Source organism: Rhodopila globiformis (assembly GCF_002937115.1).
GTDB classification, from domain to species: Bacteria; Pseudomonadota; Alphaproteobacteria; order Acetobacterales; family Acetobacteraceae; genus Rhodopila; species Rhodopila globiformis.
Genome location: NZ_NHRY01000216.1, coordinates 51343 through 77209, shown reverse-complemented (window position 1 = coordinate 77209; position 25867 = coordinate 51343). Strand labels below are relative to the sequence as shown.

Sequence of the window (25867 nt, the reverse complement as noted above, 5' to 3'; positions counted from 1 at the left end):
TCCAACACGGTGCGGCGCGGCCAGTTGTCGCCCACACAACACATTGATGCTGCACAGCAGCATATACGGGATGCACGGCAACCTGCAATACTTCGCTTTACTGGACGCCGGCTTCTTCCTGTCCCTTGCAGGAATATTGCGGTTTGGAATATTCAGGTGCGGCATTTGCCGGACGAAGCCGACGTGGCGTCAAGCCAAACGATAGCCGTATCCGGCCGGTGCTTCCAACCATGATCCCTGGTTCCCGCGGCAGGCCATCGGCGACGTGGCAGGCATGCGGCCGCGACCGGGCTGGCGATGCATCCGATCCGACGCGGCTGACCGGCGCCTCGCAGCCCGCGCTGGCCGGTTCTTGCGCCTGCGGAACCGGCATGGCACAGGTTGGCGTTCCCGCTTGTGTTCTCCCACATCGGGCAGAATTGAATCGGCGGACCCGGCCGTCATCGGCTTCCTTGCGACATGACCGTTCTTACTGTGTTCCTGCGCAATCTGGCCGCCATCCTCGTGGTTGGCGGCATCGGCTACGGCCTTCTCGTCCTGCCCTTCAGTCCTGTGCTGATCGGCGGCGGTTACGCCTTGCTGCTGGCCGGCCTGATGACATGGTCCGAGCTGGCGCACCGCCGGACGCCTCCGCGCGGTTCCGTTCCTGCCCGCGCCGCTGCATCGAAACCCGGCAAGCGACGGGCCAGCCGTGAGACGGGCGAGGCGCCCGACACCACAGCGACCGATCGCGCATCAGCGCCCGGTAAACGGCCGGCGGCGCCGGGCCCGGCCGCCACGCCACCGCGGAAGCGGCAGGCGAAACCGGCTGTCCCGCCCGACTCGCCGCCTGGATCCGGCCCTGACCGCGCGCGGCAATAAGCTTGCGAGCCGGCGAGCCGGACCCGGCGGCCCGGTGCTCCGCCACAGCGATGGACTTCCCCCGCCCGGCTGCGTGGGATGATGATGGCCGACTTGCCGAAGATCACCTCGCCATGATCTGTATCAAGGCGGTAGCCGGCGACACCACGTAGGTTAATATGATACGGCTCAGGCTTCACGCCGGTTGCCGGGAGTGCACGCCATGACCACGTTCCGCAGGTTGACCGCCTGTCGATTGACGGTTGTCGTTTTGGCCCTGCCTCTGTCCATCGCCAGTGCCCAGGCAGCATGGCACGGTGGCGGGGGCGGCTGGCACGGCGGAGGCTGGCACGGCGGAGGCTGGCACGGCGGAGGCTGGCACGGCGGAGGCTGGCACGGCGGAGGCTGGCGTGGCGGCGGCTGGCGCGGCGGCGGCTGGTACGGCGGAGGCTGGCGCGGCTACGGCGGCTGGGGGCCGGGGTTCGGATTTTACGGGCCTCCGTTCTACTATCCACCGCCGCCGGTCTATTACTACCCGCCGCCCGCTTACTACGCTCCGCCCGGATATTATCCGCCGCCGGTCTATTATGCACCGCAATATCGGTATGGATACGCGCCTGGCTGACAAGGTTCGTTGACGCCGGAACCCAATGATACCACGCGGCGCTGGCGCCGATTGGCATGTGCGCAGAATCGACGGGACACCAGCCGGCGTTCCATCCTCCCAAGGGCCCACCTTCATGCCGGTTGGTGTCACCGCGGCACGCCTGACCGGCCGAACGCGTGTCTTCGGCTATCGGCGGCCAGATGACGGCAACACAGTCACGTCGTCCCGCGCGCAGGCAACCGCGTGTCGTTCCACGTCGTTCACCGCAGGCTCACCGGAGGTCGGCGTGCGCAATTTTTGTGTCGGATCGTTAATGGCGACATCCGCGATCGTCGCCACGCCCGCAGTCGCCACATCAGGCGACCAGGAATTTGTCCCCGAGACGGACCTGCCGAGGCGGAACCGGGACAGCCTGTCCAGCGCAGCGGCATCAGGAGCGCATCGGGCCGGCACGGTCGATCTGCCTGTCATCCATAACGGGGCCAGCCAATGACGGTGATGGATAGCCTCGGCAAGAACCGGGTCTATACGATTCTGCGCGACACGATCTATGCGTATGTCGAGGACGAAGACCTGACGCGCGGCGCGGCCATTTCCTATTACACGGTCACGTCGCTCGGGCCGATCCTGGTGATCGTGGTGGCGATCGCGGGACTGGCGTTCGGCAGGGATGCCGCACAGGGCGCGATCGTGCATCAGTTGACCGGGCTGATCGGGCGGCAAAGCGCCGAACTGATCGAGTCGGCGCTGAAGGGCGCGGCGAATTTTTCCTCAGGCATTCTCGCGGGCGCGATCGGGCTCGTTGCCCTGATCGTGACCGCCTCGGGCGTGTTCGTCGAGATGCAGACGGCGCTGAACGTGATCTGGCGCGCGCAGCCGAAGGGCGACACCGTAACCCGCATGATCAAGGCGCGTGCGGCCAGCCTTGGCCTGGTTGCCACCCTGGGCTTCCTGCTGCTGGTGTCCCTGATCATCAGCGCGGTGTTGACGGCCGTCGGCAACACCATCGATACGGTGATCCCGTTTGGCCACGCGCTGCTGCGGATCGCCTATATGGCGGTGTCGTTCGGCCTGATCGCCGTCATGTTCGCCGCCATCTACAAGGTTCTGCCGGATTGCGACATCAGCTGGCATGATGTCCGCATCGGCGCCGTCGTAACGGCCCTGCTGTTCACCATCGGCAAGTACCTGATTGGTCTTTACATCGGCAGCAGCGCCATCGTGACCAGCTATGGCGCGGCGGCCTCGGTCATCGTGTTGCTGATCTGGCTGTACTATTCCGCGCAGATCTTCCTGCTCGGCGCCGAATTCACCAAGGTCTTCGCAGCGCACCGGGGCAAGCGCATCGGCCAGGCCGCCAGCGCGCGGGAACCCGCATCATGATTGGCGGCATGGCCACCCGCGCCCCCATCGCAGCTACTACTACGCCATGGGCCTGACCCAGGACGAGATCAACCAACCCTTCGTCGGCGTCGCCACCTGCTGGAACGAGGCCGCCCCCTGCAACATCGCGCTCAACCGCCAGGCGCAGTCGGTCAAGAAGGGCGTCGCCGAGACCGGCGGCACACCTCGGGAATTCACCACCATCACCGTCATCGACGGCATAGCCATGGGCCACCAGGGCACGAAGTCCTCGCTCGTCTCCCGCGACCCGATCGCCGACAGCGTCGAGCTCACCGCCCGCGGCCACTGCTACGACGCGCTGGTGGGCCTCGCCGGCTGCGACAAGTCGCTGCCGGGGATGATGATGGCGATGCTGCGGCTGAATATCCCCAGCGTATTCATGTATGGCGGCTCGATCCTGCCCGGCACCTACAAGGGCCGCGACGTCACCGTGCTGGGCCTGTTCGAGGCGGTCGGCCGCCACGCCGCCGGCACCCTGTCGGACGAGGACCTGCACGAGCTGGAATGCGTCGCCTGCCCCCTCGGCCGGCGCCTGCGGCGGGCAGTTCACCGCCAACACCATGGCGATGGTGTCGGAAGCCATCGGCCCCGCCCTGCCCGGCTCCGCCGGCGCGCCCGCGCCGTACGAGGACCGAGACCGTTACGCCGTCGAGTCCGCCCGGGCGGTGATGCAGCTCCTGCAACGCACCATCCGCCCGCGCGACATCGTCACCCGCAAGGCGCTGGAAAATGCGGCAGTCATCGTTGGCGCCACCGGCGGCTCGACCAACGGCGCGCCGCACTTGCCGGCGATCGCGCACGAGGCCGGCATCCGCTTCACGCTCGACGACGTGGCGGCGATCATGCGGCGCACGCCGTACATCACCGATCTCAAGCCGGGCGGCAGATATGTCGCGCCGGACGTGCACAACGCCGGCGGCATCCCGGTGATCATCAAGGCGCTGCTCGACGGCGGGCTGCTGCACGGCGACTGCCTGACGGTCACCGGCAAGACGCTGGCCGAGAACCACAGGGATGTGGCGTTCCCAGCAGACCAGGACGTGATCCACCCGGTGTCGCCCACCGGCGGGGTAGTCGGCCTGAAGGGCAGCCTGGCCCCGGACGGCGCGATCGTGAAAGTCGCCGGGCTGAAACACCAGCGGTTCGAGGGCTCGGCTTTGTGCTTCGACTCGGAAGAGGAAGCCTCCGCCGCGGTCGACACCCGCGCCTGCAAGGCCGGCGACGTCATCATCATCCGCTATGAAGGCCTGAAAGGCGGCCCCGGCATGCGCGAGATGCTGTCCACCACCAGCGCGATCTACGGCCAGGGCATGGGCGAGCAGGTGGCCCTGATCACCGACGGCCGCTTCTCCGGCGCCACCCGCTGCTTCTGCGTCGGCCATGTCGGGCCGGAGGCGGCGGTAGGCGGGCCTCTCGCCCTGGTGAAGAACGGCGACCGGATCGTGATCGACGCCGGGAAAGGCACGATCGACCTGCTGGTGCCCCCCGCCGAACTGGCGGCGCGCAAGGCGGCCTGGACGCCGCGCAAGACCGACTACAACAGCGGCGCCATCTGGAAATACGCCCAGTTGGTCGGCCCGGCGCACCTGGGCGCGGTGACGCATCCCGGCACCGACGCCGAGACCCATTGTTACGCCGATATCTGAGCCATCTGGTGCCTGTTACGTTTCGGCACTTTGGGCTACAGGCGCCGGTGTCATAGACCGGATCGTCCGGCAAGGGAGTGTTATCGATGCGTTGGCTGCTGATTGGGGCAACGGTATTTCTGATCGGGCTGGGAAGCGCCCGGGCGCAGCCTCCGCCGCCGCCCGGCTACGCGCCGATCCCGCCGCCCCGCGCCGAGGTGGTGCCGCCGCCGCCCGGCGGGCCGATGGTCTGGCAGCCCGGCCACTGGCACTGGGACGGCTACCGCTACGTCTGGATCGGCGGGCGCTACGTGCCGGCCTGGCACCACCACGGCCATTGGGAGGAAGGCCGCTGGTTCTGGGCGCCGCGTGAGGGCCGCTGGGTCTGGCGTCCGGCGCACTGGGAGTAGCGGCAGGCGAGCGCGTTCCTGCCCGGGCGGGAACGCGCCGGCTCGGGTTTCGCCTGCCATGCCGGTTGGCCCCGTCACGCGGTCACCCGGCATGGCAACGGTCCCCGGCACCGAAACAGCCGATCGGCCTGGTGTCCGGCCCCTGAGGCTGGTTGCGAAACGTGACGAACGCCAGGCCGCCGGCAACGGAAAGCCGCTGTCCCAAACCGGAACGCCGCGCCCGGCTCGGGACGCCGGCGTTCCGTCACCCTGGTTGCGGTTCGGAACCGCTGGATTTGCTGTCCTTCCATCGGGCGGGCCCGGTCCGTGGCGCGGAGCGGGATGGCCGGGGCGCCGGCCATTCCGGCTTCGTCGGCGCGGCGCGGCGCCGTGGCGGGGCGGCGGCCGGCTCGCGGCGGTGGTCCGCCGCCATCATGTAGCCGGCGCGCCGCACGGTATGGATCAGCGGTCGCGGGAACGGCTTGTCCACCTTCTGCCGCAGGCAGGACACCTGCATGTCAACCACGTTGGTCTGCGGATAGAAATTGTAGTTCCAGACGTTCTCCAGCAGCATGGTGCGGGTCACCACCTGGCCGGCATGGCGCATCAGGTAGTTCAGCAGCAGATACTCCCGCGGCAGCAGGTCGATCCTGCACCCGGCGCGCCGCACCTCCCGCGTCAGCAGGTCCAGTTCCAGGTCCTCGACCACCAGTTTGCTCGGGCGCGCCTCGCGGTGATCGCGCCGCTTCAGGGCCTCGACCCGGGCGGCCAGTTCGGTCATGTCGAACGGCTTGGGCAGATAGTCGTCGCATCCCGCCTCCAGCCCCTCGATCCGGTCGGTCACCGAGGCCAGCATGGACAGCATCAGGATGGGAACCAGGTTCTGGTGCGACCGCAAGGTCATGACCAGCTTCAGCCCATCGATCTCGCCGGGCAGCGCGCGTTCCAGGATCACGACATCGAATCGGTCACTGGCGGCCATGAACAGGCCGTCGCGCCCGTTGTCGGCAAGCTCCACGATGTGGCCGGCGTCATGCAGGCCGCGCCGGATGGCCGCAGCGATTTCCTTGTCTGCGTCAATGACCAGAAGTTGCATCGTCGATGTCCAGCTGTTCGGGCCGTCAGACCCCGGCTTCCAGAAGGGTGCCGGTTCGGCCTGCCGGACCCGGGACGGTGGTTGATCTGGCACCGGGATGAAGTGCCACCCCGGCCGGCGTGCGGCAGCGGATCTCGAACACGCAGCCCGGCCGGGCGTCCGCCAGGCTGATGCCGAAGCCATGCAGCTCGATGATGGCCAGCACGATGCTCAGGCCCAGCCCGTTGCCCTTGATCCCGCGCGACTTCTCAAGCCGGTAGAACCGCGTCAGCACGTTCGCGCGTTCCTGCGCCGGAATGCCCGGGCCATTGTCCACCACCCGCACGACCGGTCCCGCTGCGGTCACGGCGACCTCGAGCCGCACCTCGCCGCCGGGTGGCGTGTACTTGATGGCGTTGTCCAGCAGGTTGACCACCGCTTCGGTCAGCAGTTCGCGGTCGCCGAACACCGGGATGCTGGCGCCGTCGTCCGCGGCGAAGGTGAAGCCGATGCGGTTTTCCTCGGCGAGCGGGGCGTAGAGTTCGGCGGCCAGTTCGGCGACCGCGGTCAGGTCCACGACCTGGAACCCGGCGCGGCGTCGGCCGCTTTCGATCTCGCCGATGCGCAGCAGCGCGGTGATGATGGATTGGGCGTGGTCGAGGCCGGCGATCGCGCGGTCCAGGATCGCGCCCATTTCCTCGGTCGTCGCGGCTTTGTTGCGGCCACGTTCCAGCATCGTCCGGACGCGCGCCAGCGGGTTGCGCAGGTCGTGCGCGATGTCGTTGCTGATCCCCTGTACCTCGCCCAGCAGCCGCTCGATCGCAGCCAGCATGCGGTTCACGCCGGCGCTGACCTGGTCCAGGTCGTCGGCGTCTCCGGCGACCGGCAGCCGTTCGTGGACGGCGCCCTGCATGACCCTCTCGATTGCCTGGGTCACGCCGCGGACGCGGCGCTGCACCCGCCGGCTGATCCAGAAGCCGGTGCCCAGGGCCAGGGCGATGACCGGGATGGCGCCGAAGATCAGCGCGCCGGCGATGATCTTCTCCAGGCTGACCAGAACGCCGACGCCGCGCCCAAGCACCAGCAGGCGGCCATCGGGCAGGCGCCGGGCGACGGCGATGATGGCATCGTCGTCTGCCGCGCCGGAGACGACAGGACGCACGATCGCATGCGCCTCGCCATCGGCCGGCAGGTCGCCGGGCACGACGCCGAGATTGCCGGCGATCAACCGGCCGTCGGCGGCGAACAGCGCCGACAGGATGGTGTTGTGGTAGATGCCCCGGGGCCGGTGGGAGAATTGCGTGCGGACGGCCCAGGTCACCTCCTCGGGCGATCCCTGCGCGATCGAGTCCGCCTCGGTGACGATGAACGCGCTGATGCGGGCGGTTTCGAAGCGCGTGGTCCGCCAGGTGATCACGGCGAACAGCGCCAGCCCGGACAACAGATACAGGCCGGCGAAGATCAGCGAGAGCCGGAACGTTCCGGCACGCAGCAGCCTAGCCCGGATCACGGAGCATGAACCCGACGCCGCGAATGCTGAGCAGCATCGGCTCGCCGCCCTGCGGATCGATCTTGCGCCGAAGCTGGCCGACATGGACGTCCACCAGGTTGGTCTGCGGCAGCACGCGGTAGTTCCAGACGCCTTCCAGCAGCATCTCGCGGGTGATGACCTGGCCGGGACGGCGCATCAGGTATTCCATCAGCTTGAATTCGCTCTTGGACAGGGCGGCGACCCGGTCGCCGCGACGGGCGACGCGGTCGATCAGGTCGAGTTCCAGCGGACCGACGCGCAGCACCGTGGCGCGGGTTTCCTGCGGGCGGCGCAGCAGCGCCTCGATCCGGGCGGCGATTTCCGCGAGCGCGAAGGGCTTCACCACGTAGTCGTCGCCACCGGTCTTCAGGCCGGCGACGCGGTCGCTGACGGCGTCGAGCGCGCTGACCATCAGCACCGGCATGCGGAATCCATCCTGCCGCAGGTCCCTGACCAGGGTCAGGCCATCGCACCCCGGCAGCATCACGTCGCAGATCAGCAGGTCGTGGTTGCCGAGGCGCGCCTGCTCCGCGCCCTGCGTGCCGGTCGCCGCCCAGGTGACTTGGTAGCAACGGTCGGTTAGCTCGCTGACGACTTCGTCGGCGATCTCCGGATCATCCTCGATCAGCAAGATCCGGGCGCGCGGCGCGGCTGCCTTTTGCGGCCCCCTGGAGGAGCCGGCGATCGGCGAGGCGGTGCGCACTCCGGAACTCATGAACGGCTCCTGACGCTGGGGGTGGTCATGCGACCGGGTGACATCAGATGCGCCATCGTTAAGATACACCATTCGTAATTAGCGTTCACCTTCGCCGCCGGACAGTTAATTTTCCGGGTGGGATTTCTAACAATGCGTTCATAATTGCCCATGAACGCTTGCGCCAGGAATATATAAGGTTCTGGCTGGAATTCTAAGCCCGAGTTTGGTTTTTGTTGCCGTGCGGCAACGCTATGGTGAAACATCCGGACATGCCGACGTCGGCTGGTGTCCGGTTCGGGGAACCAGGATCAGGGATTGCGCCGCCGCAAACGGCGGCGCGGGCTTACCGGCGTCGAGGCGACATGCGGGCGAAGGCCGTTGGTCCCGTCGGGGAGTTGTCCCTGCGGGTCATTGCATCAGAGGCGGATCGCGAACCAGGGCAGGACGTATCGCCCGGCTGGCTGACGTCGCTGATGGAAGCGGCCGCCGGCCTGACGGCCAGCGCACGGGCCCAGCGCACGGGCCCAGCGCACGGGCCCAGCGCACGGGCCAGGGGACCGGTCGCAACCGCGGCGGTGCCCAGGCTCGACCTGTTGCGCCCGGTGCAAGCCGGCGACGTGGTCTGCGCGTATACCAGGATCAGGAAGACGGGCAGCACCGCGATCACCGTCAGCGTCGAGGTCTATGCCCTGCGGCGCTACCTCCAGGATCGCGTGCGCGTGGCGGCGGCGGACTATATCGAGGTCGCGCTGGATGAGGCGGGACTGCCCCGCGCCTTTCCGGCGGCGGCCTGAGCGGTCCGGCCGATCGCCAGGGGCTTAGGCAACCGCGCATTCCCGCACGCGGCACAGCCTGCCGGGACGGGGTCCAAAGCGCCGTTACGACCGGCGGCGCCGCGACGGCTCCATGGATCGTCGGGGGGCCTTTCCCGCTCCGCTGGGAAACGCCGCGGGGCGCTGCCATCAGCCTCCGGACGGTTGGTTGCATGGCGGCGGGCCGCGCCGGCGGGATCGCGATCGGCGGGCCCGAGACTCACATCAGCGTCCCGAAGAACGGGTTCATGCCGCTCAGTTGGTACGGGGCGCCCGCATCGTCATTTGTGTTCATTCGTGGCTGCATTCATGTCGCAACGCGCAACGATCATGCCGAAGTCCCGCCCCGAAGTCCAGCCCAGGTGCCGGTAGCGACAGCATCGCCCGGACGTTCCACCTCCATCGGGCTCAGATCGTTCTTGATATTTAACCGCAAATGAAAACAAATGAAATCAAATGTTCTTCGGTCTCGCCTGCTTCGCCTGGTAATGGGCCTTGGGCGGCGAAACCAGCGCTTGCCATGCCAGGATACAAGCGGCCGACGACTCAGCCGCACGAAGCGCCTGAGATGGCCACATCATGTCATGCAGTCTCCGCCGGCACAGCGTTCCCCGCGCCTCCGGGCGGGCATCCGCGTCATCCATGATGCCCTCCGGCCGCTCGATCAAGGCAAGATGCCCCACCCCGCATGCGGTCCGCTGTCGCCATTCGGAAAAGCAGCGAGGTATCTGCCTCTTTCCCGGTCGCGGGCACGCCGGTTCCGCCAACGCGAGCGCCTGGAATCCACACGAGAACCGGCATCAGCCATCAATCGCGCCGTTGGACAAACGCCACTTCAAGGCGCCGCATGATCCCGCGGCGATCGTCCCCCGGTTTGCCCCCGGCCGCCGCTGTGCCAATCTGCCGCCAAAGCCAGCAAGGAGACGCACGATGACCCTGCTCGCCCCCGCCGAGACCGCCCGCGCCAACCGCCGCCGCGGCACCGCCGCCGACGGGGTGACGTTCTGGCACACGCTGTATCTCGGCACGACCCGCTACAACATGGTCCCCGGCACGCCCGACCCGGCGCCGGACGCGCTGTTCCCGATGGCCTTCCTGGTGGAGCAGGACCCCGGCAGCACCGCCCAGGCGCATTACCACCAGCAGGACCAGTTCCAGCTTGTCGTCGGCGGCCACGCCACGCTGGGGCTGCATGAGGTCCGCCCGGTCACCGTCCACTTCACCGGCGCGCACACCGCCTATGGGCCGATCCGGGCGAGCGCGGATGAGGGGGTGTGGTATTTCACGCTGCGGAATGGCTTCGACCCCGGCGCCCGCTTCATGGCGATGCCGCAAAACCGCGTCGCGCTCCGCGCCATCCCCGATCGCCGGCATCGCGAGGCGGTCGCCGGCCCGCTTGCCGCCCCGTCCGCCGCCACCGAGACGCTGCTCGGGCCGGAGCCCGACGGCATGGCCGCCTGGCGCTACAGCCTGGCGGCCGGGGACACGGTCACCGGCCCGGACCCGGCCGCGGGGCGCGGGCAGTATTGGGTGGTGACGCGCGGCAGCCTGGACCACGACGGCGCGACGCTGCCGGCGATGTCCTGCGCCTTCGTCTATCCCGACGACGCGCCGTTCCAGGCCGCCGCCGGCGCGGACGGCGCCGAGGTCGTCGCCATGCAGTTCCCGCTGCACCGGTCCTGACCATGCCGAAACAGATCCGCCTCAACGCGTTCGACATGAACTGCGTCGGGCACCAGTCGCCCGGCCTGTGGACGCATCCGGACGACCGCGCCGACAGCTACAACACGCTGGAGTACTGGACCGATCTGGCCCGCCTGCTGGAGCGGGGGAAATTCGACGCGCTGTTCCTGGCCGACGTGCTGGGGATCTACGACGTCTACAAAGACTCGCCGCGCACCGCGCTGGAGCAGGCGGTGCAGGTGCCGGTGAACGACCCGATGATGCTGGTGTCAGCCATGGCGCTGGTGACCGAGCACCTGGGCTTCGGCGTCACCTGCGCGCTGTCGTATGAACTCCCCTACCCGTTCGCCCGCCGCATGAGCACGCTGGACCACCTGACGAAGGGCCGCATCGGCTGGAACATCGTCACCGGCTACCTCGAAAGCGCCGCCCGCGGCATGGGGCTGGAACGGCAGGTGGCGCACGACGGCCGCTACGACGTGGCCGAGGACTACATGCAGGCGGCCTACAAGCTGTGGGAGGCAAGCTGGGAAGACGGCGCGGTGCTGCGCGACCGCAAGGGCCGCCGCTTCGCCGACGCCGATAAAATCCACCGCGTCCGGCACGAGGGGCCGCACTTCAAGGTCGATGCCATCCACCTCTCCGAGCCGTCGCCGCAGCGCACGCCGGTGCTGTTCCAGGCCGGCGCCTCGACCCGCGGCCGGGACTTCGCCGCCCGCCATGCCGAGTGCGTGTTCATCAACGGCCCCTCGAAGAAGGTCATCGGCGGCATCGCCGCGGACCTGCGCCGCCGCGCCGCCGCGGCCGGACGGGACCCGTCGGACCTGGTGATCTTCACCATGATGACAGTGATCACCGACCGCACGTCCCGGGCCGCGCAGGACAAGTACCGGGACTACCTGGGCCATGTGTCGGAGGAAGGCGCGCTGGCGCTGATGTCGGGCTGGACCGGCCTCGACTTCGGCGCCATGCGGCCGGACGAGGTGGTGCGCTTCACCGACAAGGCCGACGCCATGACCTCGGCGCTGGAGGCGTTCACCACGGCCGATCCGGACCGCACCTGGACGGTGGGCGAGATCGCCCGCCACGCCGCCATCGGCGGCCGCGGCCCGATGCTCGTTGGCTCCGGCGCCGAGGTCGCGGACGCGCTGCTGTCCTGGGTGGCGGACACCGGCGTGGACGGCTTCAACCTGGCCTATGTCCTGACCCCTGGCAGCTTTGCCGACGTGGTGGACCTGGTGGTGCCGGAACTGCAGGCGCGCGGCGTGTACAAGCGCGACTATGCCCCTGGCACGCTGCGGCAGAAGCTGTTCGGCCGCGGCCCGCGCCTGCCAGCCAGCCATCCGGCGGCCGCGGTCCGGCCGGGGGCGTAAGACCAGCGACCGGTCCACTGACCGGTTCCGGCCGCGGCGCAGTGCGTTTGTTGTTTCTACGCAACAAAAGCGACCGCGGATGCACACGGATATTCTTTCCGTGCTTCCGGCTGCTCTGTCCGATCATGCTGGCGATGCGGCAGGAACCGATCCTGGCGGCACAGGGCGGGACGGGTCGCCTCTGCGGGCCGCTGGAAGACGCGCCGCTCTATGCGCCGGAACATCTTGCCGAGCGCCGCGGTTCGCCGCATAGACACGCGCATCGGAACGAGCGGACCGGAGAATGATGCGTACCAGGACGCTGCTGTGGGGCATGGCTGCCGTCGGGCTCGCGCTGGCGCTGATCGGCACCTTCACCTGGGCGCAGCCGTCATCGGGCAGCAACGTGACGTTTGACGCGCCCGGCCTGATCATCAGGAAGTCCAGGCCCATGCTGCCGGAGGTGAAGGCCAAGCCCCAGGCCTGGCCACGGCTGGATGCCGGCGCCGTGCTGTGCCAGACGGAAGACGACCTCGATCGTCTGGCTGCCCGGCGCCGGGGCGATCCCGTTGCCGGCCCCATCGCCTGCCAGATCCTGCAGGGGGTGACGCCGGTTGCCATCCTGCAGCGCAAAGGATCCGGCAAGACCGAGGTCCGGACGATCGATCCGATGGCGGGCGGACTGGGCTGGACCGACGCCTGGCTGGCGGAGCGGCCGGCGATGCCTGTCCCGGCTGGCTTCCGGTAGACGGGTCCGGGACGGTTCCACCCTGTCACGGCCGGGCGTGTCGCTACCAGGACAAGGCGATCGCGCAGAAGGATCTGGCGTCCAATTTCGTTGCCTCTCCGTCATGGCCCGGCTCGTCCGGCCATGACGATCAGGGAAAGGCCGTTCTCCAACCGTCGCTCTATCCTGATACGCATGGGGACACGCCCGGCCATGACGAGAGGAAGAAGCCCTTGCTCCGCCAGATCGCCTGTACTGATACGCATGCGGACGAGCCGGGCCGTGACGGTATGGGAACGGCGCGCGTCGCCGCGGAACCACCCTACGCGGCCAGCCGCTGCGGCGCCGCGCCGAACAGGAATTCGATATCCTCGGCATCCATGGCCGGTAGCGCCGTGCCGTCGGCGCTCAGCGCCAGGGTCGCCAGCGCCGCCTTGCGCTCCTGCAGTTCGACGATCCGCTCCTCCACCGTGTCGGCGGCAATCAGCTTGTAGACGAACACCGACTTCGTCTGGCCGATGCGGTGGGCGCGGTCGGAGGCCTGGTCCTCGAGCGCCGGGTTCCACCACGGATCGTAGTGGATCACCGTGTCCGCCGAGGTCAGGTTCAGCCCGCGCCCGCCGGCCTTCAGGCTGATCAGGAACAGCGGCACCTCGCCGGCCTCGAACCGCCGCACCGGCTCGGCCCTGTCGGCCGTGTCGCCGCGCAGCTCGACGAATGGAATCCCCGCCTTGGCCAGCGCCGGCTTGATCAGGTCCAGCATCGCGGTGAACTGCGAGAACAGCAGCACCCGCCGCCCTTCGGCGACCATCTCGCACACCATCTCCAGCAGGTCGTCCAGCTTGCTCGAGGTGCCAATCAGCGATGCCGACGGCAGCTTCACCAACCGCGGGTCGCAGCACACCTGGCGCAGCTTCAGCAGCGCGTCCAGCACCAGGATGTGGCTCTGCGCCACGCCGCGCGCGGCGATGCCCTGCTGCACCTTGGCGTGCATCGAGGCGCGGATCGTCTCGTACAGCTCCCGCTGGTCGTCCGCCAGGGTGATGCGGCGCAGGATGGTGTGCTTCGGCGGCAGTTCCGTCGCCACCGCGGATTTCGTCCGCCGCAGGATGAACGGGCGGATGCGGGTGGCAAGCTGGGCCCGCCGCACCGGGTCGCCCTCCTTCTCAATCGGCGAGCGGAAGCGGCGGGAGAAGATCTTCCGCGACCCCAGCAGCCCGGGCATCAGGAACATGAACTGCGACCACAGCTCTCCCAGGTTGTTCTCGATGGGCGTGCCCGACAGGCAGATCCGCTGCCGCGCCTGCAGCCGGCACACCGCGTGCGTCGCCTTCGCGCCGGGGCTCTTGATCGCCTGCGCCTCGTCCAGCACCACGATGTGCCAGTCGATCTGCGCCATCTCCTCGACGTCGCGCGCCAGTACGGTATAGGTGGTGATCGCGACGTGCACGCCCGACAGGTCGCGCCGCTGCTCATGCCGATCGGCGCCGTGCAGCACGGCGACGCGCAGGTGCGGGGCGAAGTGCGCCAGCTCCGCGGTCCAGTTCGGCACCAGGCTGGTCGGCACCACCACCAGCACCGGGCAGTCCAGGCGGCCGGAGTCATGCTCGATGACGATATGCGCGATGGTCTGCGCCGTCTTGCCCAGGCCCATGTCGTCGGCCAGCAGCCCGCCCAGCCCGTTCTGCCGCAAATGCTGCAGCCAGTTGACGCCGTGCTGCTGGTACGGCCGCAGGCTGGCCTTGAAGCCGGCGGGCACCGGCGCCTCGGGGATGTCGGTCACCGCGCGGAAGCGCTGCACGTGCGCGGCGATGGCGGCACCGTCGTGCCAGCGGGTGATCACCAGCTCCTCCAGGTCGAGCACGCTGGGCGCGGCGTCCTGGTCGAGCTCGATCTTCTCCCCGGTGGTGCGGCCAGCAGACTCGATCATGTCGTCCAGCACCGCCAGCAGCCGGGCGATGCGGTCCGCCGGCAGCTTCAGGATGCGGCCGTCGTCGAGGCTGGTGATCAATTCGCCGTCGACCACCTTCGCCACCGCCATGCCGCCGAGTTCCCGCAGCCGCATCAGGATGGGCAGCAGCGGATGCCGCGCGCCCTCGATCTCGATGCCGAAATCCAGCGAGAACCCGCCGCCCGGCCCGTCGGCCACTGCCATGTCGCAGGCGCCGACGGACTCCACCAGGCGCGGGCCGAAGCCGGTGTCGACCACGCTGTGCCAGCCCAGCGCCTTGAGCATCGGCAGCCGCTCGGTGACGAAGGCCTGCCAGGCCTCGGCGGCGTCGCGCCCGCGGAAGGCGAACACCAGCCGCCCCTTCCCTGCCTGGCCGGCGGTCAGCCGCATCTGCGCCAGGCCGTCCTGGCGGATGGCGTCCAGCGCCGCGGCCTCGGCGTCGCGGTCGCGGCGGACGAAGACCACGCTGCCGGCGTCCTCGGCGCGGACGAACTGGCGGTCGTCGTCGAACGGGATGGCGGCGCCGCCGTAGTCGTATTCGACCAGCAGCGCGTCGAGCGTCTGGATGCGGCCGTGCTCGTCCGGGCAGGGGAAGCGCGTCAGCCGCACCACCGGCTGCATCGGCCGCTCGATGATCACCGGCTCGGTGCTCGGGGCCGCGGGCCGCCGCCGCGACGGTTCCGGTGGCCGGGAAGCGGGGGCTGGCGGCGGCGCCGGCGGCTGGACGCGGATGCGCCCGACGGCGCCGCTGGCGGCATCGACGTACCAGGGCCCGGACTCGGCCACCAGGACGCCCGAGCCGGGCGGCAGGTTGGCCGTTGCGGTGGAGGGGAAGACGCGGGTCTCGCCGAGGACCAGCCGCCGCCCGCCGCTGTGCCAGCGCGCCTGGCCGCTCTCGATCAGGGCGGACAGCAGCTCGCCGAACCGCAGCGCCGAGAGGGGCGTGCGCGTCCCGTCGCCGCCGAGCGCCGCCGCCAGCGCCCGCGCCCTGGCGTCCGCCTGCGCGTCCGCGGCGATCACGCGCGGGGTCGTCGGCGTGGCGACGCCGGTGCGCTCGCCGATCAGGATGGTGGTGACCGTGGCGGTCTGCGGCGGGTCCGCGGGTGACAGCTCGAACACCACGCGCTGCCGCTCCTTCTCCGGCGGCGCGGCGGTCAGGGCGTCCAGGAAGGTCTGCTGTTCCGGCTTGCGCAGCGCCGGGAACTGGTCCAGCGCCGCCAGCGCCGCCGCGGCCCGGTGCGCGCAGCTCGCGGCGCCGCAGCTGCATGTGTGGTCGAACACCACCCGCCGGCCAAGCGCCGAGGGCGTGATGCGCACGCTGTGCGCCGCGTCCTTGTCCCGCACCGTCGCGGTGATGGCATCGCCCTCGAGCCGCACCGTCACCGCGCCGGCGAGCCCGAGGCTGCGGCCACGGGTCAGGGCGCGCGCATCGAAGATGCGGCCGAGGTCCTGGGACGAGTAGGGCGTCGGCATCGGCGGGAGACGACCTCGGGAGCTGGCTGCGACAGGGGCCGACTCGGTGCGCCACCGGCCGGGGCGAAAGAGACGCCCTATTCGGGTGGAGAGTGCAAGAGTTTCGAGCCGTGGGCCGTGTTGCGGGCGGCTGGCTTGCGTCGGGGCGCACGGATTCGTTACCGGTGGTGAGTGTGGGAGGGCTTCTGGTCAGGCGCCGGGGGTTGCCTGGGTTGCGGTTGCCCGGGGACCGCCGGCGGCGGGCGCGCGGGTGGATCGTTTTGACATGTAACCACAGAGAATGAAGGGAGCGTGACGGAGGGCCACAGGGAAGGGGTCAACCCGGCGGTCCGGGCCAGTGATCCATCCGGCCTTGCGCCGCTGCGATCGGTTGATGCCGGGGCGCCTGTCTGACCGGACGGGGTTGCCGGAGACGCGGCGCATTTGTGTTTCCCCCTGCCCCGCCGGGCAAGCAATCATGCGGCATACCGGCCTGAGCGCCGGCGCTCGGTCCGTAGCGCGCCGAGAGTGCCGGAGTGGGGAAACACAGATGCACACAGATGGCGGCGGTGCGGGCATATTGCTGTCGTGCCACGCGACCGGCTTCTGGGGCGAAAGACGGTGATCGCGATGCCGCCCGCAGCGAAGCCCAAGGCCCGAGCCGCAATAACCGATCCACCGGAGCCGGCGCATCGGCCCCTCCGCGTCATGGTCGGTGAAGGTCCACCATCCAGGCATTTTTGCCGGGATCAGCACCGTAAGGGGTGGACGCCGACCCGGAGCCTGTGCCCGGGCAACCGCCATGACGGTTGAAGCGTCCGTAAAAAAACGGAGCGGTCAATCTGCATCAGGCCTGATGCCACCGCAACTATGGCGCTTCGCGCGAAGCGCATTGTACCGGCACCGCTGGCGCAGGCGCCCTTAGGCAAGTCACCCGGCCCGACAGCCCCATCCGCCCGCAACAACAGCGACGCCCGCACCAGGCCGCGCAATATCCCCCTGACCCCTGTGGCCCTCCGTCACGCTCCCTTTATTCTCTGTGCGAACAGAAATACCACATCCGCCACGCTGCCGCCGCCCCGGACGCACCACCCGGGCATCAGGCCGCCCCCATCCCGCTCTCCCACCAGCCCCCAGGACCTCCAATCCTCATCCTTTCCAGACAGCCGAGGCATACACCTCCTCCGGAAAGTCCGGCGCCACCATCCCATCCATCCGCCGCTCGTGATGGCTCAGGTCCGCCAGGAACAGGTCGCGGCTGATCCGCCCCGCGACCAGCGGGATATCCCGCCGCATGCTCGGCACATCGCCAATCGGCAGGCCGAAGCTGACGAACCCGGCCGGATTGTGCACATGGATGTCCCGCAGGAACGGCGCCGAGCCGGGGACTTTCTCCAGGTATTCGTGCCCCTCGCCCAGGTAGGGATGGCTGCCGAGAAACTCGTCCCGCTCCTCCGCGGGCGGCACGTACCGGTCGCGCCACAGCAAGACTCGATCAGCGAAGTCCGCGATCTCCGGGCGTGCCGCCGGATCGACGAAATAGCCCGTGCCGGCGATGACGAAGTCGAAGCGGAACCGCCCGTCGGCGGCCTCGGCCACCACCACGCCGTCGTCGAGCCGGGCGTCGTGCCACGGCGCCGCCAGGTGCAGGTGGAAATTCCGGAACGCCACCGTCCGCTCGATCGCATCAATGGTCGGCGTCGAGCCGAAGCGGCGGAACCGCACCGCCTGGTGCCAGCGGATCGCGTCCGGCACGTGCCGGTAGTGATCATACGCCCCCGGATACAGCCGCGTCCGGGCAATCGGCAGGGCAGCGAGCGACGGACGGCGGGCGAACAAATGCACCGCGGCGGCGCCATGCTCCAGCGCTACCCCCGCGGCGTCGAAGGCCGAGGCCGCGGCGCCGACGACCGCCACCGTCCGGCCACGCAGGGCGGCGAAGTCGATCGCATCCTGGGTATGCGCCAGCACCGAGGGCGGCAGCCCGGCCAGCGCCGGTGGGGTGTAGGCGCCGCCATTGCCGGTGAACCCGGTGGCGAGGACGATCTTGCGCGCGGTCTCCGTGGCCGGGCGCCCGTCGATCAGCAGGTGCAGGCGGAAGCCGTCGTCCAGCGGCTCGATCCGCTGCAGCCGCGTGCGGTAGCGCACCGGGATCTTCAGGAAGTGCCGGTACCATGCCAGGTACTCCGCCCAGAGCAGGCGCGGGATCCGGTCGATCGCGGCATAGGCCGCCTGGCCGTGGCGCGCCTCGTACCAGGCCTGGAAGCCCAGCGCCGGGATGCCCTGCTCCGGCCCCGGCAGGCTCTTGGGCGTGCGCAGCAGTTGCATGCGTGCCGCGGTGAGCCAGATCCCGGCGCTGTCCTCGTCGTCGGCCGCGTCGATCACCGTGACCCGGCCGACGCCGGCGCGGCGCAGGGCGAAGGCCAGGGCGCAGCCGGTCTGCCCGCCGCCCACCACGGCCACGCTGTGATCGATGCCGGGCCGCTCGGGCACCCAGTCCTGCGGGTCCGGCCCGAGTAGGCGCAGGGCTGTGGCGGCGGCAGAGTCAGGATCCGGCGTTCCGGTCATTGTGGTTTCCTCCCTTGGTGTGTTCCGGCGGTTCCTCGCCGTGGATGCGTGCCGCGCGGTATTGCGCTGTGACGTGCCGTGGAATCTTTATTCCACGAAATTCTGTGCCTCAAATGGCGGTCGTTGCCATGCCGTCATGCCGGACGCCGGCCACGAAGGCGCACCGCCTGTGCCCCGGCTTCAACGCCCATTGAGCAGATGCCTCCGGGAGCGCCCCCATCATGGCGCCGATGCCGGCCTCAGGAAAGCCGGCGCGGGCGCGGCCGCCCCCGGATGATCCGGCGGACAGCCGGCGAAGAGGACAGGCATCAGGCCGAACGGCCCGCGGCGGGATGGACAGGCCGTGCTCCCGGCAGTAGGTCATCGAATCATCTCGACAGAAAGCAAAGCACGATCATGTTCCTTACGCGCCGGGACCGTGGAATGGTTGCCCTGGCCATCGTCCTGGACGTGGCGTTCCACGGCAGCAGCGAAACGGTCGTGAATGCGGCGGAACTCGCCGAACGCACCGGCATGGCGCGGCGCACGCTCGAGCCGCTGCTCCAGGCCCTGTCGCGGGAGCGTCTGCTCGACAGCACGCGCGGCCCGCATGGCGGCTATCGCCTCGGCCGGCCGGCCCGGCTGATCAGGCTGTCCGACGTCATCGCCGTGGGCCTGAACAGCCTGGACGACAGCGGCCTCGACCTGAGCGGCCGCCTGCAGCGCGCGGTGGTCGAGCCGCTGTGGACCGAATTCGACAGCCAGGCGCAGGCGCACGCCGAGGCCCTGACCATCGAGGACCTGCTGAAGCGCGCCGCCGCGGCCGGCCTGCGCAAGCCCGTCGGCGAACCGCTGAATTTCGTCATCTGAGACGGCCATGGCGGAGCAGCACAACGCCGCGCAACAGGCCGGACCGGCCGCGGGGCTCGCGCCGGTGGCGCTGCCGGCGCGCCCGGTCGCGCCGCGCGGCTGCATGCTCGGTTCGGTGCTTGACCTGGTGGGCGGCACGCCCCTCGTCAGGCTGCCGCGGCTGCAGGCGGCGGATGCGCTGGGTGCCGACATCGCCTTCAAGCTGGAGTTCCTCAATCCGCTCGGCTCGGTGAAGGACCGCATCGGCCTGGCGATGGTGGAAGCGGCCGAGCTTGTGGGCCAGATCGCGCCGGGCGAAACCACCATCGTCGAGCCGACATCCGGCAACACCGGCATCGCGCTGGCGTTCGTGGCGGCGGCGAAGGGCTACCGGCTGATCGTGGTGATGCCAGACGGCGCCTCGGCGGAACGGCGCAAGCTGCTGCGCCTGCTCGGCGCGGACATCGAGACGACGCCGGCGCGGCTGGGCATGCCCGGCGCGATCGCCCGCGCCGAGGCCATCCTGGCGCACACCCCAGGCGCCTGGATGGCGCGGCAGTTCGACAATCCGGCCAACCCGGCCGCGCACGAAGCCGGCACCGCCGAGGAGATCTGGGCCGATACCGCCGGCCTGGTGGATGTCGTCGTCGCCGGCGTCGGCACCGGCGGCACGCTGACCGGCATCGCCCGGGCGCTGAAGCCACGCCGCCCGGGGCTGCGGATCGTCGCCGTCGAGCCACAGGAAAGCGCCGTGCTGTCCGGCGACAGCCCGGGGCCGCACCGCATTCAGGGCCTCGGCGCCGGCTTCGTGCCGGGCGTGCTGGACCGCGCCCTGGCCGACGAGGTCTGCGCGGTGTCCGAGGCCGAGGCGTTTGCCGCCGCCCGCCGCTGCGCCGCGGTGGAAGGCCTGCCCATCGGCATTTCCTCGGGCGCCGTGCTGCACGCCATGGTCACGCTGGCCGGGCGTGCCGAGCATGCCGGCAAGCTGGTCGTCGGGATCGCGGCGTCCGGCGCCGAGCGCTACCTCTCCACGCCGCTGTTCGCGGGCTACTGAGCGCGGCGGCCGGGCGGGCGCCACCCAGCCGGTGAGGCCGCCCTGGTGCCTCGGGCGTCAACCGGGCCGATGCCGCCCCTTTCCGGCAGAGGTGTCTCCGGTCAGGATAGCGGCAGCGAACGCCCGCCGCGGAGGGATGCGTGGAACCGCGACCGCATGTCATCATCCTGAACGGCGTCGGCAGCGTGGGCAAAAGCGCCACGGCCCGCGCCCTCCAGGCCATTGCCGCCACGCCGATCCTGCATGTCGCGATGGACGCTTTCCTCGACATGGTGCCCGAGAAGCTGTTCGGCCAGCCGGACGGGTTGGTGTTCGAGCCAGTCAGCGACCAGGACAGGCCGAGCATCGTCATCCGGCCGGGCCCGGTCGTCGAGCAGGCCATGCGCGGTATGCGCCATGCCGTCGCGGCCATGGCGGCACAAGGCAACAACCTGATCGTGGATGAGGTCATGATCGACCCCACGAAGGCGACGGAGTACCGCGCGCTGCTTTCGCCGTTCGACGTCCGCTTCGTCGGCCTGTTCGCGCCGCTGGCCGTGCTGGAAGCCAGGGAGCGTGCGCGTGGCGACCGGGCCATCGGCCTGGCGCGTTGGCAGTTCGGCCGTGTTCACCAGGGCATCGCCTATGATCTGGAGATCGATACGGCTGTGGCGACGCCTCTGGAGAGCGCGCGCATGATCCGTGACGCCTTCCGGCTTTGACCGGCGATCCGTCCGCAGCGAACCTTGGAGCCTGCCTGACCGGGTTGGGCCCGGGCGTTCAGGAGCGGCTTGCCGTCGCTGGGAGCCGGCAGCGCGTGGCATTCGTGGATGCGTGAGTCGGGGGCGTCTTGCTTCCGGCACGGCCGCGGCCCGGGATGGTGCCTCCCCGGCGGGGACAGTATGGTTGATGGCGTATTTTTTGTTCGCACAGAGACGATACGGAGCACCGCCGAGAGCCGCTGAGGATCAGGGCGACATCGCGCGGCCTGGTGCGGTTGCCGTCGTGGCAGGCAGACTTATTGAGCCGGCCGGCCGCTCTGTCGCCGCCGGCGCGCCCGTGCCACAGTCGCGGCATGAACGACCGTATCGCCGCCTGGCTTGCCCGCTGCCCCGATCCGGCAACCGACCCACTGCCCGGCATGCGGGAGGCGGGACTGCTGGAACCCGTGGACGATTATGCCGCCATCGCCCGCGGCAAGGCGGCGCTGGTGGAGGCGACCCGACTGCTGGGCATCGCCGGTGTCTGGGGCGGGCGGCACCTGGTGTACCGGCATTTCCTCGGCTTCGGTCCCCCTGCGCAGCGCGAGGCCTGGCGCGGCCGGGCGCTGGCCGTGGCGATCTCGGAACCGAACGTCGGCGCGCACCCCAAGCTGCTGACCACACGCGCCGAGCGGGTTGACGGCGGCTTCCGCCTGGCCGGGCAGAAGGCGTGGGTCACCAACGGCCCGTCCGCCGACGCCATCATCGTCTTCGCCATCACCGCCGAGGAGGCAGGCCGCAAGCGCTATGGCGCCTTCATCGTGCCGCGCGACACGCCGGGCCTGGCGATGGCGGACATGCCCGGCTTCCACGCCCTGCGCCCGTCGCGGCACTGCCTGCTGACGCTGGACGCCTGCTTCGTCCCGGACGCGGCGCTGCTCGGCGAGCCCGGCTCCGCGTATGACCGCATGGCGCTGCCGTTCCGCGACATCGAGGATGCCGTCGGCAGTTTCGCCACCCTCGGCGCGTTGCGCCACGCCATCGGCCTGTGCGCCGGCGGTCCGGCGGAACAGGCCGAGGCGCTGGGCGCCGTCGTCGCCCTGACCGCCGTGTTCGCCGCCGGCGCACAGGCCGTGGTCGCGGCGCTCGACGCCGGAAGCTTCCGCACCGGCGACGCGACGCTGGTGGGCCTGCGGCTGCTGGCGACGGACATCGTCGCCCGCCTGCGGGCAATGTTCGCCGGCATGACGCCGCCGCCCGTCGTCATGGCGGCTACCCGGAACAAAAGCCCGGGCACAGGCTCCGGGCCGCCATCCACGCCTGGCGATGCCGGTTCAGACCCGGTCGCGGATAGCCGCCTCCCCATCCCTGGCCAAGGGCACGTTTCGCCCGGCGCGAGGCAGGACGACCCGCTCGCCGCCATCCTCTCCGACCTCGACGCCACGCTCGGCATCGCCCGCGGCCCCCGCCTCGCGCGGCAGGTCCAGCTTGGCGCGGCGGCGCTGCGCGGCGGCGGAGGCGCGCCGTGACGATCCGCCGCTGCGCCTGGGCGGAAAACGCCGACGCGACGATGCAAGCCTATCACGACCGCGAATGGGGCGTGCCGCAGCACGACGACCGGGCGCTGTTCGAGCTGCTGGTGCTGGAAGGCGCCCAGGCCGGCCTGTCCTGGCGCACCGTGCTGGCCCGCCGCGACGCCTACCGCGCCGCCTACCACGGCTTCGACATCGCCCGCGTCGCCGCCATGACCGACGCGGACCTGGAAGCGCTGCTGGCGGACTCGCCGCTGATCCGCAACCGGCTGAAGATCTTCGCGGCCCGCGACAACGCCCGCGCCGCGCTCGCCGCCATCGCCCGCCACGGCAGCCTGGACCGCTACCTGTGGTCGTTCGTCGGCCACACCCCCGTCCGCAACGCCTGGGACAGCCCCGCGCAGGTGCCGGCGACGACGCCGCAATCCGACGCCATGAGCAAGGACCTGAAGAGGAACGGCTTCCGTTTTGCCGGCTCCACCATATGCTATGCCTTCATGCAGGCGACCGGCATGGTGGACGACCACCTCGCCGGCTGTTTCCGGCATGGGGAGGAGACTCGCTGATGCAGAACAGCGACGCGATCTGGCGGCTGGCCGATGCCAGGCAGGATGACGTCAGCGCAAGAGGCTGGCGCGCGTCGCCATGGTGACGGCCGCCACCGCCGTGGATGTGATCCTGCGCGCCCACGCCAGGGCGGACCATCACGCGTGGACCGGAAAAACGCCCTATGCCTGCCCGCCGCCCGACGTAGACCCAGCGTTGAGGATGTCCGCATGATGCAGACCCGACTCTGCCAGATGCTGGGGATCGGCTTTCCCCTGGTGGCCTTCAGCCATTGCCGCGACGTCGTCGCCGCGGTCAGCCGCGCCGGCGGCTTCGGCGTGTTCGGCGCCGCCGGCACCACCCCGGAACAGCTCGAGATCGAGCTGTCCTGGATCGACGCCCATACCGACGGCCATCCCTACGGCGTTGACCTGCTGGTGCCGGAGAATCTCGCGTTCCGCACCGAGGCCGGCGCCACCCAGGGCAGCCTGGCGGGCAAGATCCCCAACAGCCACCGCGCTTTCGTACACGACCTGCTGCGCCGCCACAGCGTCGATCCGACCGCCGGCCGCGACCCGCGCGAGGACCCGGACCGCCTGCCGTCCTACCAGTTCGAGACCGCCGAGAAGCTGATGGACGTCGCCTTCCGCCACCCCATCCGCCTGATCGCCAACGCGCTGGGCGTGCCGCCCGCCTCGATGCGGGAGCGTGCCCGCCAGCATGGCATCCCCTGCGCCGCCCTCGTCGGCGCACGGGAACATGCCGAGCGGCAGGTCGCCGCCGGGGTGGACATCCTGGTTGCCCAGGGCGGCGAGGCCGGCGGGCATTGCGGCGAGGTCTCGACGCTCGTGCTGGTGCCGGAGGTGCTGCGCGCGACGCAGGGCAAGGTGCCGGTGCTGGCCGCCGGCGGGATCATGACCGGCCGGCAGATGGCCGCCTGCATGGCGATGGGGGCGGAGGGCGTCTGGACCGGCTCGGTCTGGCTGGCAACGGTGGAGTCGGAGACCTCGCCGGTGTTCCGCGAGAAGATGGTGGCGGCGCGGTCGCGCGACACGGTCCGCTCGCGCGGGCGCACCGGCAAGCCGGCGCGGCAGTTGCGCTCGGCCTGGACCGACGCCTGGGAGGGCCCGGACAGCCCCGCCCCGCTGCCGATGCCGCTGCAAGGCATGCTCAGCGAGCCGGCGATGGCCCGGGCGACCCGCGCCGCCGAGGCGGGGAACGCGCAGGCGCGCGCGCTGGTCAGCTACTTCGTCGGCCAGGGCGTCGGGCTGGTGGAAGATATTCCCGATTGCCGCCAGGTGGTCGCCGGGTTCATGACGGACTTCGCCGCGGCGCTGGAGGACATGCAGCGCGTGGCCCAATCATTGTAGGGAGGTCGGCATGGCGACGCGTTTGACCGAGACCGAGCTGTCGGAACTGGGCACGAAGATCCCGCAATGGTCCCGCGCCCTGGACAAGGAGGCGATCCGGCGCGAGTTCAGGTTCGCCGATTTCAGCCAGGCCTGGGGCTTCATGACCCGGGTCGCGCTGCTGGCGGAGAAGTTCGACCACCACCCGGACTGGTCGAACGTCTGGAACACGGTGCGGATCGAACTCAGCACGCACGACGCCGGCGGGCTGACGCAGAACGATGTCCAGTTGGCGCAGGCGATCGACGCTTTGTTGGGCTGACTGGGCTGGGCTGATGGACGGCATCGGCTTCCCGGAACGCACGACCCTGGTCCGCCGCGCCGCCGCGCGCCTGTGCCTGCGGCTGGGCTGGGCGCCGCTGCACGAAGTCCGCCTGGCGAACGGCCGCCGCGCCGATATCCTGGCCTTGCAGCCGGGCGGCGGCTTTGCCTGCATCGAGGTCAAGTCGGGGCTGCGCGACTACCTGGCGGACGGAAAGTGGGCGGAATACCAGCCGTTCTGCGACCAGTTCTTCTTCGCCGTGGACAGCGATTTCCCGCAGGATGTGCTGCCACCCGATCCCGGGCTGATCGTCTGCGCCGGTCATGAGGCCGAGGTGATCCGCGAGCCGCTGTGCATCCGCCTGCCGACGCCGCGGCGCAAGGCGCTGCTGGAGCGCTTCGCCTGGCTGGCGGCGGGGCGGCTGGCGGCGCTGGAGGATCCGATGGGCGTGGCGGACCTGACCCTGGGTTTGAACGAGGATTGAGCCGGGCCGCGGTTCCCGGGACCCGGCAGTTGCCACGGCCTGCTCTCGACACCGCCCGGGATCGACAGTCCTGTCCTGACAAACGTTCTGCGGATCGCCTGCCGCGCTGGATCGGGAGGCACCGAACGGTGCAGACGCGCGGCGGCCGCAGGTCGCCCCAATCCCTTCTCTGCGCACTCTGCGCTCCGCTCTGCGGTCTCTGCGTCGAAAAAATGCGGTGCCGCAACAAAGAACGGCGTTGCCAGTGAGTTGCCCAACCCGAGCGCCGGTGGCGCCGCAACCACCGCGATTCGACGCAGAGACCGCAGAGCGGGGCGCAGAGGCCGCAGAGAAGAATTCATTGCGACCGGCGGTCGCCA

General features: G+C 70.0%; 20 protein-coding genes and 3 pseudogenes. 17 read left to right on the top strand and 6 right to left on the bottom strand.

Features of this window, described 5'->3' with window-relative positions; all coding sequences use genetic code 11:
* The first annotated feature begins 459 nt into the window (after window positions 1-459).
* Window positions 460-861 carry a hypothetical protein gene (locus tag CCS01_RS35375; protein ID WP_239992328.1) on the top strand — a complete coding sequence of 134 codons (402 nt, stop codon included), beginning with the start codon at window positions 460-462 and terminating at the stop codon, window positions 859-861.
* 323 nt (window positions 862-1184) lie between these two features.
* On the opposite strand, the pseudogene CCS01_RS36180 reads toward CCS01_RS35375, so the two are convergent.
* Window positions 1185-1523, bottom strand: a pseudogene (locus CCS01_RS36180) (pentapeptide repeat-containing protein); the annotation flags it as partial.
* Between the two features lie 413 nt (window positions 1524-1936).
* Between CCS01_RS36180 and CCS01_RS20275 the strand changes: the two are divergent.
* The 4 genes and pseudogenes from CCS01_RS20275 (at window position 1937) to CCS01_RS20265 (ending at window position 4886) form a co-directional block, all read left to right on the top strand.
* Window positions 1937-2830, top strand: coding sequence for a YihY/virulence factor BrkB family protein (locus CCS01_RS20275; RefSeq protein WP_239992327.1), 894 nt, complete (start codon window positions 1937-1939; stop codon window positions 2828-2830).
* A 46-nt stretch (window positions 2831-2876) separates the two neighbouring features.
* Window positions 2877-3311: pseudogene (locus CCS01_RS35370) on the top strand (dihydroxy-acid dehydratase domain-containing protein); the annotation flags it as partial.
* Between the two features lie 100 nt (window positions 3312-3411).
* Window positions 3412-4497, top strand: coding sequence for a dihydroxy-acid dehydratase domain-containing protein (locus CCS01_RS20270; RefSeq protein WP_408887499.1), 1086 nt, complete (start codon window positions 3412-3414; stop codon window positions 4495-4497).
* Between the two features lie 86 nt (window positions 4498-4583).
* Window positions 4584-4886, top strand: coding sequence for a YXWGXW repeat-containing protein (locus CCS01_RS20265; protein ID WP_104520580.1), 303 nt, complete (start codon window positions 4584-4586; stop codon window positions 4884-4886).
* A 400-nt stretch (window positions 4887-5286) separates the two neighbouring features.
* Here the strand turns inward: CCS01_RS20265 and CCS01_RS20260 are convergent.
* The 3 genes and pseudogenes from CCS01_RS20260 to CCS01_RS20250 form a co-directional block, all read right to left on the bottom strand.
* A pseudogene (locus tag CCS01_RS20260) lies at window positions 5287-5961 on the bottom strand (winged helix-turn-helix domain-containing protein); the annotation flags it as partial.
* Window positions 5962-5986: 25 nt separating this feature from the next.
* Window positions 5987-7450, bottom strand: a complete 1464-nt coding sequence (locus CCS01_RS20255; RefSeq protein WP_158258509.1) for a sensor histidine kinase — start codon at window positions 7448-7450, stop codon at window positions 5987-5989.
* On the bottom strand, window positions 7437-8186 hold the full coding sequence (locus CCS01_RS20250) for a response regulator transcription factor (protein WP_104520592.1): 750 nt from the start codon (window positions 8184-8186) through the stop codon (window positions 7437-7439). The genes CCS01_RS20255 and CCS01_RS20250 overlap by 14 nt, the downstream gene beginning before the upstream one ends.
* Window positions 8187-8419: 233 nt before the next feature.
* On the opposite strand from CCS01_RS20250, the gene CCS01_RS20245 reads away from it, so the two are divergent.
* The 4 genes from CCS01_RS20245 (at window position 8420) to CCS01_RS20230 (ending at window position 12763) form a co-directional block, all read left to right on the top strand.
* Window positions 8420-8962 (top strand): acyl-CoA thioesterase, encoded by a 543-nt coding sequence (locus CCS01_RS20245; protein ID WP_104520577.1) that lies wholly within the window; start codon window positions 8420-8422, stop codon window positions 8960-8962.
* Between the two features lie 948 nt (window positions 8963-9910).
* Window positions 9911-10663, top strand: a complete 753-nt coding sequence (locus CCS01_RS20240; RefSeq protein WP_104520576.1) for a hypothetical protein — start codon at window positions 9911-9913, stop codon at window positions 10661-10663.
* 2 nt (window positions 10664-10665) lie between these two features.
* Window positions 10666-12036, top strand: coding sequence for an LLM class flavin-dependent oxidoreductase (locus CCS01_RS20235; protein WP_104520575.1), 1371 nt, complete (start codon window positions 10666-10668; stop codon window positions 12034-12036).
* Window positions 12037-12319: 283 nt separating this feature from the next.
* The gene (locus CCS01_RS20230) at window positions 12320-12763 is read left to right on the top strand and encodes a hypothetical protein (protein WP_146101864.1); all 444 of its coding nucleotides are present in this window, start codon (window positions 12320-12322) and stop codon (window positions 12761-12763) included.
* A gap of 301 nt (window positions 12764-13064) precedes the next feature.
* Here CCS01_RS20230 and CCS01_RS20225 read toward each other — a convergent pair whose 3' ends face one another.
* Together CCS01_RS20225 and CCS01_RS20220 are read right to left on the bottom strand one after the other, a co-directional pair.
* Window positions 13065-16166, bottom strand: a complete 3102-nt coding sequence (locus CCS01_RS20225) for a DEAD/DEAH box helicase (protein WP_104520573.1) — start codon at window positions 16164-16166, stop codon at window positions 13065-13067.
* A 1128-nt stretch (window positions 16167-17294) separates the two neighbouring features.
* A complete protein-coding gene (locus CCS01_RS20220) occupies window positions 17295-18713 on the bottom strand; it encodes an NAD(P)-binding domain-containing protein (RefSeq protein WP_104520572.1) in 1419 nt (472 codons plus the stop codon).
* Window positions 18714-19136: 423 nt separating this feature from the next.
* On the opposite strand from CCS01_RS20220, the gene CCS01_RS20210 reads away from it, so the two are divergent.
* The 8 genes from CCS01_RS20210 (at window position 19137) to CCS01_RS20175 (ending at window position 25508) form a co-directional block, all read left to right on the top strand.
* On the top strand, window positions 19137-19562 hold the full coding sequence (locus tag CCS01_RS20210) for an RrF2 family transcriptional regulator (protein ID WP_239992325.1): 426 nt from the start codon (window positions 19137-19139) through the stop codon (window positions 19560-19562).
* A 103-nt stretch (window positions 19563-19665) separates the two neighbouring features.
* A complete protein-coding gene (cysK, locus tag CCS01_RS20205) occupies window positions 19666-20595 on the top strand; it encodes a cysteine synthase A (protein WP_104520591.1) in 930 nt (309 codons plus the stop codon).
* A 140-nt stretch (window positions 20596-20735) separates the two neighbouring features.
* A complete protein-coding gene (locus CCS01_RS20200) occupies window positions 20736-21296 on the top strand; it encodes a chloramphenicol phosphotransferase CPT family protein (RefSeq protein ID WP_104520569.1) in 561 nt (186 codons plus the stop codon).
* 353 nt (window positions 21297-21649) lie between these two features.
* Window positions 21650-22804 (top strand): acyl-CoA dehydrogenase, encoded by a 1155-nt coding sequence (locus CCS01_RS20195; RefSeq protein ID WP_146101863.1) that lies wholly within the window; start codon window positions 21650-21652, stop codon window positions 22802-22804.
* Window positions 22801-23373, top strand: coding sequence for a DNA-3-methyladenine glycosylase I (locus tag CCS01_RS20190; RefSeq protein ID WP_239992324.1), 573 nt, complete (start codon window positions 22801-22803; stop codon window positions 23371-23373). The genes CCS01_RS20195 and CCS01_RS20190 overlap by 4 nt, the downstream gene beginning before the upstream one ends.
* 210 nt (window positions 23374-23583) lie before the next feature.
* Window positions 23584-24723: an NAD(P)H-dependent flavin oxidoreductase gene (locus CCS01_RS20185; protein WP_204848368.1), complete on the top strand. Its 1140-nt coding sequence runs from the start codon at window positions 23584-23586 to the stop codon at window positions 24721-24723.
* Window positions 24724-24733: 10 nt separating this feature from the next.
* On the top strand, window positions 24734-25024 hold the full coding sequence (locus tag CCS01_RS20180; RefSeq protein ID WP_104520567.1) for a 4a-hydroxytetrahydrobiopterin dehydratase: 291 nt from the start codon (window positions 24734-24736) through the stop codon (window positions 25022-25024).
* A gap of 13 nt (window positions 25025-25037) precedes the next feature.
* The gene (locus CCS01_RS20175) at window positions 25038-25508 is read left to right on the top strand and encodes an MmcB family DNA repair protein (RefSeq protein ID WP_104520566.1); all 471 of its coding nucleotides are present in this window, start codon (window positions 25038-25040) and stop codon (window positions 25506-25508) included.
* Window positions 25509-25867: the final 359 nt, after the last annotated feature.

What these genes read in the sequence shown, in the direction of transcription:
- CCS01_RS35375 (WP_239992328.1), top strand. Translation starts at nt 460, where the DNA reads ATGACCGTTCTTACTGTGTTCCTGCGCAATCTGGCCGCCATCCTCGTG.
- CCS01_RS20275 (WP_239992327.1), top strand. Translation starts at nt 1,937, where the DNA reads ATGACGGTGATGGATAGCCTCGGCAAGAACCGGGTCTATACGATTCTG.
- CCS01_RS20270 (WP_408887499.1), top strand. Translation starts at nt 3,412, where the DNA reads ATGGCGATGGTGTCGGAAGCCATCGGCCCCGCCCTGCCCGGCTCCGCC.
- CCS01_RS20265 (WP_104520580.1), top strand. Translation starts at nt 4,584, where the DNA reads ATGCGTTGGCTGCTGATTGGGGCAACGGTATTTCTGATCGGGCTGGGA.
- CCS01_RS20250 (WP_104520592.1), bottom strand. Translation starts at nt 8,186, where the DNA reads ATGAGTTCCGGAGTGCGCACCGCCTCGCCGATCGCCGGCTCCTCCAGG.
- CCS01_RS20245 (WP_104520577.1), top strand. Translation starts at nt 8,420, where the DNA reads ATGGTGAAACATCCGGACATGCCGACGTCGGCTGGTGTCCGGTTCGGG.
- CCS01_RS20240 (WP_104520576.1), top strand. Translation starts at nt 9,911, where the DNA reads ATGACCCTGCTCGCCCCCGCCGAGACCGCCCGCGCCAACCGCCGCCGC.
- CCS01_RS20235 (WP_104520575.1), top strand. Translation starts at nt 10,666, where the DNA reads ATGCCGAAACAGATCCGCCTCAACGCGTTCGACATGAACTGCGTCGGG.
- CCS01_RS20230 (WP_146101864.1), top strand. Translation starts at nt 12,320, where the DNA reads ATGATGCGTACCAGGACGCTGCTGTGGGGCATGGCTGCCGTCGGGCTC.
- CCS01_RS20225 (WP_104520573.1), bottom strand. Translation starts at nt 16,166, where the DNA reads ATGCCGACGCCCTACTCGTCCCAGGACCTCGGCCGCATCTTCGATGCG.
- CCS01_RS20220 (WP_104520572.1), bottom strand. Translation starts at nt 18,713, where the DNA reads ATGACCGGAACGCCGGATCCTGACTCTGCCGCCGCCACAGCCCTGCGC.
- CCS01_RS20210 (WP_239992325.1), top strand. Translation starts at nt 19,137, where the DNA reads ATGGTTGCCCTGGCCATCGTCCTGGACGTGGCGTTCCACGGCAGCAGC.
- cysK (WP_104520591.1), top strand. Translation starts at nt 19,666, where the DNA reads ATGCTCGGTTCGGTGCTTGACCTGGTGGGCGGCACGCCCCTCGTCAGG.
- CCS01_RS20195 (WP_146101863.1), top strand. Translation starts at nt 21,650, where the DNA reads ATGAACGACCGTATCGCCGCCTGGCTTGCCCGCTGCCCCGATCCGGCA.
- CCS01_RS20185 (WP_204848368.1), top strand. Translation starts at nt 23,584, where the DNA reads ATGATGCAGACCCGACTCTGCCAGATGCTGGGGATCGGCTTTCCCCTG.
- CCS01_RS20180 (WP_104520567.1), top strand. Translation starts at nt 24,734, where the DNA reads ATGGCGACGCGTTTGACCGAGACCGAGCTGTCGGAACTGGGCACGAAG.
- CCS01_RS20175 (WP_104520566.1), top strand. Translation starts at nt 25,038, where the DNA reads ATGGACGGCATCGGCTTCCCGGAACGCACGACCCTGGTCCGCCGCGCC.